This window comes from Streptomyces sp. NPDC033165 (assembly GCF_055577965.1).
Genome location: NZ_JBVIPK010000007.1, coordinates 375,133 through 383,315, shown reverse-complemented (window position 1 = coordinate 383,315; position 8,183 = coordinate 375,133). Strand labels below are relative to the sequence as shown.

6 protein-coding genes are annotated in these 8,183 nt (G+C 70.5%); 5 read left to right on the top strand and 1 reads right to left on the bottom strand.

Features of this window, described 5'->3' with window-relative positions:
- Positions 1 to 30: 30 nt before the first annotated feature.
- From ACZ5WC_RS19770 to ACZ5WC_RS19760, 3 genes are all read left to right on the top strand, one after another.
- Positions 31 to 1,221 carry a cytochrome P450 gene (locus ACZ5WC_RS19770; protein ID WP_468541997.1) on the top strand — a complete coding sequence of 397 codons (1,191 nt, stop codon included), beginning with the start codon at positions 31 to 33 and terminating at the stop codon, positions 1,219 to 1,221.
- Positions 1,222 to 1,306: 85 nt separating this feature from the next.
- Positions 1,307 to 3,832, top strand: coding sequence for a penicillin acylase family protein (locus ACZ5WC_RS19765; protein WP_468541996.1), 2,526 nt, complete (start codon positions 1,307 to 1,309; stop codon positions 3,830 to 3,832).
- Between the two features lie 91 nt (positions 3,833 to 3,923).
- The gene (locus ACZ5WC_RS19760) at positions 3,924 to 4,976 is read left to right on the top strand and encodes an alpha/beta hydrolase (protein WP_468542033.1); all 1,053 of its coding nucleotides are present in this window, start codon (positions 3,924 to 3,926) and stop codon (positions 4,974 to 4,976) included.
- A 9-nt stretch (positions 4,977 to 4,985) separates the two neighbouring features.
- Here the strand turns inward: ACZ5WC_RS19760 and ACZ5WC_RS19755 are convergent, their stop codons facing one another.
- Complete coding sequence (locus tag ACZ5WC_RS19755) at positions 4,986 to 6,029, bottom strand: AfsR/SARP family transcriptional regulator (RefSeq protein ID WP_468541995.1); 1,044 nt, start codon at positions 6,027 to 6,029, stop codon at positions 4,986 to 4,988.
- Between the two features lie 263 nt (positions 6,030 to 6,292).
- On the opposite strand from ACZ5WC_RS19755, the gene ACZ5WC_RS19750 reads away from it, so the two are divergent.
- Together ACZ5WC_RS19750 and ACZ5WC_RS19745 are read left to right on the top strand one after the other, a co-directional pair.
- On the top strand, positions 6,293 to 7,276 hold the full coding sequence (locus ACZ5WC_RS19750) for an alpha/beta hydrolase (RefSeq protein ID WP_468541994.1): 984 nt from the start codon (positions 6,293 to 6,295) through the stop codon (positions 7,274 to 7,276).
- Between the two features lie 112 nt (positions 7,277 to 7,388).
- The gene (locus ACZ5WC_RS19745) at positions 7,389 to 8,180 is read left to right on the top strand and encodes a serine/threonine protein kinase (protein ID WP_468541993.1); all 792 of its coding nucleotides are present in this window, start codon (positions 7,389 to 7,391) and stop codon (positions 8,178 to 8,180) included.
- Positions 8,181 to 8,183: the final 3 nt, after the last annotated feature.

The window sequence follows — 8,183 nt, the reverse complement described above, 5'->3', positions numbered from 1 at the left end:
CACGCCCTTCCGTCTTCCGCAGGAGGCACGTTGACCACCCCCGAACACCCGCAGCCCTCCCCTGTACCGCTGCACCGCCTGCCCTTCGACGCACCCGGGCCGCCCCGCCCCGCCGAGCTGCCGGGCGGCGCCCCCGCCTGGCTGGTCAGCCGGTACGCCGACGTCCGCCAGGTGCTCTGTGACCCGCGCTTCGGCCGGGCCCGGCTCTACGCCCTCGACGCACCCGCCCTCTCCGGCGTACCCGACCTGGTGAACGACCCCGACCTGATGTTCAACCAGGACGGCCCCGACCACCTGCGGCTGCGCCGGACACTGCGCCGCGCCTTCACACCGCGGGCCGTCGCCCGCTGGCGGCCCTGGATCGCCGCCATCGTCGACGAACTCCTCGACCGGCTGGCGGAGCAGCGCCAACCGGCCGACCTGGTCGCGGAGTTCACACTTCCGCTGCCGGTCGCGGTCATCAGCAGGCTGATGGGCCTCGACGCCTCCGCCCGGAGCCGGATGCGGCACTGGAGCGAACACGCCTTCTCCGACGGCACGCACGCCGGTGAACAAGTGGAGAGCGTCCTCAAGGAGTTCGCCGCGTTCGGTGCGGACCTTCTCGCCGAACGCCGCGGGACGCCCGGAGACGACCTGATCAGCAGCGTCGTCCGCGCCGCCGACGAGGAAGGGGGCGTCCCCGAGGGGCAGTTGACCAGCCTGGTGTGCGGCCTGGTCGTCGGGGGACACGACAGCACGATGACCATGCTCGGCAACGCGCTGCTCTGCCTCCTGGGCGAACACCCGGATGCCTGGCCCCGCCTGGCCGCCGACGAGGAGGCCGCCGGACACGCGGCCGACCGCATCGTCCACCTGATCCCGCTGGGCGACGACCGGGGCAGCGCCCGCCACGCCTCGGCCGACGTGGAGGTCGGCGGGGTGACCATCCCGGCGGGCGCGATCGTCCTCGCCGACTGCGGCATGGCCAACCGCGACCCGGCCGTCTTCCCGCGCACCACCCTCCACGATCTGTTCGCCCCGCTGGAGGCCCCCACCCTTTCCTTCGGCGCGGGCCCCCACTACTGCCTCGGCGCCTGGCTGGCCCGTACGGAGCTCCAGCTCGCCCTGCACCGCCTGGCCGTCCGCTTCCCGGCGCTGCGCCTGGCGGAACCCCCGGACGCGGTCACCTGGCGGACCGGGACGACGTCCCGCAGCCCGCAGCTGCTCCGGGTGGAGTGGTAGAGGCGGCTTCACCGGTATTTCATCGCCCCTCCCTAACGTGGCCCCGTTCGGACGAGGCCCCGCATCACCCGGGAGGAACAGCTCGATGGCGCGCAGGAGTTGGAGAGCGAGGCTGCCGATCGCGGTCATGGCCGCACTGGCGGTGATGAGCACATCGGCGGCCGCCGGGGCGCCGGGCACCGGAGCACCCGCCGGCGCACAGGATCCGGACACGGCGACGATCCGCTACACCGAGTACGGAATCCCGCACATCACCGCCTCCGACTGGGAGGGGCTGGGCACGGGCTACGGATACGCCTCGGCCAAGGACAACGTCTGCACCCTGGCCGACACCTATCTGATGGTGAACGCCCAGAGGTCCCGCTATCTGGGGCCCGACGGGAAGACCAGCCCCGGGGAGCGCCAGAACACCACGACCAACCTCAACAGCGACCTGTACTTCCAGCGGATCAAGGACGACCGGGTGGTCGAGCGGCTGCTCGACAAGCCCGCCCCCGACGGGCCGGAGCCGGAGGTCAAGGAGGCCATCCGCGGCTATGTCCAGGGCTACAACCGGTACCTGTCCGAGACCGGCGTGGACAACATCTCCGACCCCGCCTGCCGCGGGGCGGACTGGGTCCGGCCGATCACTGAACTGGACGTCTACCGGCACGCCCACGCCGAGATCATCATGGGCAGCGCCGACCCCCTGCTGGACGGCCAGGTCAACGCAGCACCTCCGGGAGCATCCGCCGCCGCGTCGGCCACGTCCTCGGCCGAGAAGGCAGCTAAGGCCGCCAAGGCAGTGAAGCCCGAGGAGACCGCGCGGAAGATCCGGGAGGCGATGGCGGAGAGCCGTCAGCACAGCATGGGCAGCAACGCGCTGGCGGTCGGCTCGCAGGGCGTGTCCGGCGGCACCAGCATGCTCCTGGCCAACCCGCACTTCCCGTGGCAGGGCAAGAACCGGATGTGGCAGAGCCAGCTGACGATCCCGGGGAAGATCAACGTCTCCGGGGCCAGCCTGCTCGGCTTCCCCGCCGTGAACATCGGCCACAACAACGACGTGGCCTGGAGCCACACGGTCGCCACCGTCGCTCCCTTCGGTCTCTTCGACGTGCAGGTCGATCCGCTGAACCCGACCAAGTACCTGGTGGACGGCGCCTGGGAGCAGATGGCCTCGCAGCAGGTCGCCGTCGACGTACGGAAACCGGACGGCTCCCTCACCAAGGTCACCCGCACGCTGTGGTCCACCCGCTACGGCCCGATCACCACGTCGATACAGACCATCCCGCTGCCCTGGGTGGTCAGCGCGCACGCGGTACGCGATGTGAACATGCACAACCTGCGGGCGCTGAACACCTGGTTCCGCCTCGACCAGGCCAAGGACGTCCACGACGTGGTGTCGATCCTGGAGACCACGCAAGGGGTCCCCTTCTTCAACACCGTGGCCTCCGACCGCGAGGGCAACGCCCTGTACGCGGACATCCAGGCCACCCCGAACATCACCGACGCCCACGCCGAGTCGTGTCTCACCCTGACCGGCCGACTGCTCTTCCACCAGCAGGTCCCGCAGTCGAACGCGCCGCCGATCTCCATCCTCGACGGCAAACGCAGCGCGTGCGACTGGCCCGACGACCCGAACGCGGCCGCGCCCGGGCTGCTGGACCCGAAGGCGCAGCCCCGCCTGATCCGCTCGGACTACGTGGGCAACGCCAACGACAGCCCCTGGCTGGCCAACCCCGAACAACCGCTGACCTTCCCCCGGATCATGGGTGACTCCGCGGCTCCCCGCTCGCTGCGCACCCAGGAGCTGATCCTCACCGCCCGGCACCGGATCGACGGCACCGACGGCCTGCCGGGCAAGGGCTTCACCCCGCAGACCATGGGGCAGTTGCTGTTCGCCGACAACAGTCGCGCCGCCGACCTGGCCCTCAATGCCACGGTGAAGGCCTGCCGGGACGTCCCCTTCGGGCTGGTCCTGGTGGACGGCAACCTGGTCGACGTCAGAGAGGCGTGCCCGGTCCTGGCCGCCTGGAAGGACCACGCCTACACGAACGACAGCCGGGGATCGTGGCTGTTCGCGAACTACTGGGCCTTCCTGCTCAACGGACAGGGGGTCGAGAAGCTGCCCTGGCGGGTGGCCTTCGACCCCAAGGACCCGGTGCACACGCCCAATTCGCTGGACTCCGGAGACTCCCGCGTCCGCGACGCGCTCGCCCGGGCGATTCTCGCCCTGCGCAAGGCGAACATTCCACTGAACGCACCGCTTTCGGACATCCAGAAGGTCACCCGGGGCGCCGAGCAGATCCCGATCCACGGCTCGCTCCACGAACTGGGCGTACTGAACGTGATGACACCCGGCCAGGTCGACGGAAAGTTCGACATCACCTTCGGGTCCAGCTTCATCCAGCAGGTGCGGTTCACCGCCGACGGACCCCCGGAGGCGTACTCCGTCATGGCCTACTCGCAGTCGGCCGACCCGAGCTCACCGCACTACGCCGACCAGACGAGGCTGTTCTCGGCAGGCCAGTGGGTGACCGGGCGGTTCACCGAGGAACAGATCGCGGCCTCACCGGAACTGAAGGTCGAGGTCCTGGACCTCGGCGTTTCTGGGCAGCGGGCCTCCCACTGACGCGCGAACGCACCGCGCACCGACGAAGTTCACGCAACGACCGAGCTCACGATGGGGGCATGCAGTGAAGAGAACATCCAACGGGTGGCGCATGGCGCTGGCCTGGCTGGTAGCGGCCGTCGCCGTGATCACACCGGCCGGGACGGCACAGGCCGCCGACGGCGGCTCGCCGCCGCCCATGGCGGACGGCTTCGGCCTGACCCAGGTCGGTACGGCGACCGGCAGCCCCACCAACTTCCACCTCACGGTGACCACGCCCGAGGTCTCGGGCGAACACCCGATCAAGATCATTCTGCCGAAGGGGTACTACGACAACCCCGACCGGCGCTACCCGGTGATGTACTTCCTGCACGGGTCACCCGACAACCCGACCCAGCAGAACTACCCGGCGCTGACCACATCGGACTCCATGATCACCGTGATTCCGAACGGCGGCGCCCGGGGCTGGTACGCCAACTGGCTCAACCAGAAGACGGTGCTCGGGGCCCAGAACTGGATGAACTTCCACCTCAAGCAGGTCATTCCGTTCATCGACGCGAACCTGCGGACCGTCGCCACCAAGAAGGGCAGGGCCGTCGCGGGCGTCTCCATGGGCGGGTTCGGCGCCTTCCACTACGCCCAGGTCCGCCCGGACCTGTTCAGCGAGACCGCGTCCCTGTCGGGCGACATCGACTTCTCGGTCAAGTCCATGGACCTCCGGCTGGCCGTCGTCGCCTCCCTCATCGACGCCGAAAGCGTGCGATGCGGCGCGGTGGCGGGCTGCGACCCCAGTAAGAGCCCCTACCGGCCCGCCGTGGACAGCGATGCGGCCTTCGGCTCCCCGTACCCGGTGTTCAACGCCGACTGGCGGTGGAACGAGGTCGACCCGTCACAGAACATGAAGAAGCTGGTCAACGCCGACGTCGGGGTCTCCATCTACGTCGGCAACGGCGGCGGCAATCCCCTCGATCTCGAATTCTGGCTCGAAGGCGCGGCCAAGCACGTCAAGAACAGCATGGACGCCCTGGGCATGGACTACTACTACGTCAACTACGGTGACGGCTCCGCCTGGGGCGATCACTGCAACGGCGGGCACAACGCCGGTTGCTGGGAGCAGGACCTCCGCGACCTGATCCCCAGGCTGGAGAGGTCCTTCGCCTCCTGACCCGGCGGGTCACCCCGCGGCGCCGGTGAGCCCGAGCCCCGCCTCGTCACCGCGCAGAATCATCTGGTGCGTCCGCCGCAGCATCAGGCTCGGCGGAACACCCAGATCGTCGGCCAGTCGGCGGCGGGCACGGTCGAACACGGTCAGTGCCTCGGCCTGCCTGCCGCTGCGGCACAGCGCACGCATCAGCATCGCGGCCACCGGCTCGTCCAGGGGATGCGCCGCGGACAGCGCGAACAGCTCGGCGATGGCCTCGGAGTGACGGCCCAGCCGCAGCTGGCACTCCACCTTCCGCCGCACGAGGGCGATCCTGCGCTCCGTGAGCCGTATCCGCTCCCGCTCGGCGAGCGGCCCGGGCAGGCCCGCCAGGACCTCGCCCCGGAACAGCTTCAGAGCCCGGGAACACAGGCGCACCGTCCGCTCCGCGTCGCCCGCCCGCTCCGCCGCGCGGATGTCGGTGAGCAGCCGCTCCATCCGTACGACGTCGACGTCGACCGCTCCGGAGGCCAGCCGGTAGCCGCGCCGGCCGTGCTCGATGACGGAATCCGGGCTGTCGCCGAAGCGCAGCGCCTTGCGCAGCCGGTAGATGTACACGGGCACCACGTTCGCGACCGGCGGTTCCGTGCCCCACACGCCGTCGAGCAGTTCCGGCCGGCTGAGGGTCCGCCCGGCGCACAGCGCCAGCGCCGCCAGGACGGCCTGCTGGCGGAGCGGGCCCAGGCTCAGGGGCAGCCCGTCCTGCGAGGCCAGCAGCGGTCCGAGCACGGAGATCTCCACCACCGGCGGGGCCGGGTGCGTCGACCGCGTACGGGGGCCGCTCCCCGGAACGACCAGGCCGCGGTCGAAGGCGTGGACGATGGCGGCGGCCCGGTCGCGCAGACCGAGTTTCCCGAGAATCCGCGCGAGGTGCTCGGCCACGGAGTCCTCGGGCAGGTCGAGCGCGGCGGCGATCTCCTCGTCCCGCAGTCCGCAGCCGACCGCGCGAAGGACCCTGCGCTCCAGGTGCCCGAGCGCGGTGTCCGTCGGTCGGTCGGTGATCGCGGTCGTAGGCATCGCTGCTCCCCGGGCTGCGGACTGGTCGGTCTGGCGGGCGCCGTCGACAAGGTAGGGGCGGGAGCGCCGGACCGGGCATCCGGAACGATCCGGAGTGACACGCGCACGACGAACCCCGCCGGTGCGACCGGGACTCGCGCGGCCGGTCCCCGGGCTCTACGGGAGGCCGGTGCGCCTGTCCCTCCGTAACCTTCCGGATACTCCGGCCGGCCGACCCGGCGATACCTTCCGAACCGCCCGTCGCTCCCGACCAGGAGGTCGCGTTGACCGCGCATCACCCCACCCGCAGAACCATCCTCAAGTCCGCCGGCGGAGTCTCGGCCGCCATGGCCCTGGGCGCCGGAGGCGTCCTCGCGGCGGCCTCACCCGCCGCGGCCGTCGGCGACGGCCACGGCCTGCGCATCGTGGACCGCGGCGAGTCGGACCCCCGGATGCGCTACTACCGGTTCGCGACCGACGCGATCGGCTGGGAACCCGCCGTGAACGTCCTGCTGCCCGACGACTACCACCACAGCGGCCGCAGGTACCCGGTGCTCTACCTCCTCCACGGCGGCATGGAGGACTTCATCAGCTTCGACCACAAGCACATCCGCGCCCTGACGGCCGGAAAGCGGCTCATCGTCGTCATGCCCGACGGCGGACGCACCGGCTGGTACTCCAACCCCGTCCACTCCAACGTCGGCCCCCGCAACTGGGAAACGTTCCACATGCACCAGCTGCTCCCGTGGATCGACGCGAACTTCAGGACGTACGCCGAGTACGACGGCCGCGCCGTCTCCGGGTTCTCCATGGGCGGCTTCGGCGCGCTGAAGTACGCGGCCAAGTACTGGGGCCACTTCGCCTCGGTCAGCTCCCACTCCGGCCCGGCCAGCCTCCGCCGCGACCACGGCGCGGTCGTGCACTGGGCGAACGCGACATCCGCGGCCGTGGACCTGAACGGCGGTTCGATCTACGGCGTGCCGCTGTGGGACGAGCGCAGGGTCACCGACGACAACCCGATCGAGCGCGTCGAGAGCTACCGGAACAAGCGGGTGTTCCTGATCGCCGGAACGAGCCCCAACCCGATCGACTGGTTCCAGACCCTCAATGAGACCCAGGTCCTCGCCGGACAGCGGGAGTTCAAGGCCCTGCTCGACTCCCGCGGCATCGGGCACGAGTCGTACGAGGACCCGGGCGGCCACTTCGTACGTCACTGGGCCCTCGAACGCGACATCAACGGCGTGATCGCGAGGCTCCGCAAGGCGTGACGCGCCCTTCCCCCCGGACCCCGGAAGTGACCGATAACATAGGGTGAACCCCTGGCTCCGACCGGTAGCGTTTGCCGTGCAACAGCGGTCAACGCTCAGAACGGGGGGAGCCGTGAGTGGCATAGTCGTGCATCTGCCGCAGGGGAGCGGGGGGAGTGGGGAGCCGTACGGCGAGGCGGTGACGCTCCGGCTCGGCCCGGGTGAACGCGCGCGCTTCGGGCGCGGATCATCCGGGACGCCGGTCGAGTTGCGCCTCGCCGACGCGGCGATCTCCCGACTGGCCGGGGAGATCCGGGTGACCGACGACCACTGGCAGCTGAGCAACTACAGCAGGACCCACAGCTACCTGGTGGAGAATCCGGAAGGAGCGGGGGAGTACCTGCGCGTACCGCCGTGCCGGGCCGGTGCGCCCATTCCGTTCGAGTTCTCCCGGGTGGTGCTGCCCACACGCCGCGACACCACGGTCTCCTTCCAGGTGTTCGCGCCCGACCACGTCTACCTGGACCCGCAGGGCGTGGGCGGCCCCTGGGAGAGCCGCACGGTCATGGCGTATTCGCTGGACGAGACGGCCACCTACTTCCTGGTGCTCGTGGCGCTCTGCGAACCCTGGCTGCGCGACCAGTCACCCGTGGCCGTGCCGACCACCCCGCAGGTGGTGGAGCGGCTCAGGGCCCATGAGGCCTGCGCCAGACTGACGCCCCGAGCGGTGACGTCGCACATCGACTACCTCGCGGAGGAGAAGCTGCGGATCGGCCTGCCTCACGCGGCCGAGACCGGCAAGGGGGACCGCCGGAACGGGAAGCGCGAGGCCGTGGTCGCCATCGCGCTGAGATTCGGCATAGTCCAGGAGGAGCATCTCGCGCTGCTGCCGCCCCGGGCCGAGTCGGCCGCGCGGGGACGGTAGAGG

What these genes read in the sequence shown, in the direction of transcription:
- ACZ5WC_RS19765 (WP_468541996.1), top strand. Translation starts at nt 1,307, where the DNA reads ATGGCGCGCAGGAGTTGGAGAGCGAGGCTGCCGATCGCGGTCATGGCC.
- ACZ5WC_RS19760 (WP_468542033.1), top strand. Translation starts at nt 3,924, where the DNA reads ATGGCGCTGGCCTGGCTGGTAGCGGCCGTCGCCGTGATCACACCGGCC.
- ACZ5WC_RS19755 (WP_468541995.1), bottom strand. Translation starts at nt 6,029, where the DNA reads ATGCCTACGACCGCGATCACCGACCGACCGACGGACACCGCGCTCGGG.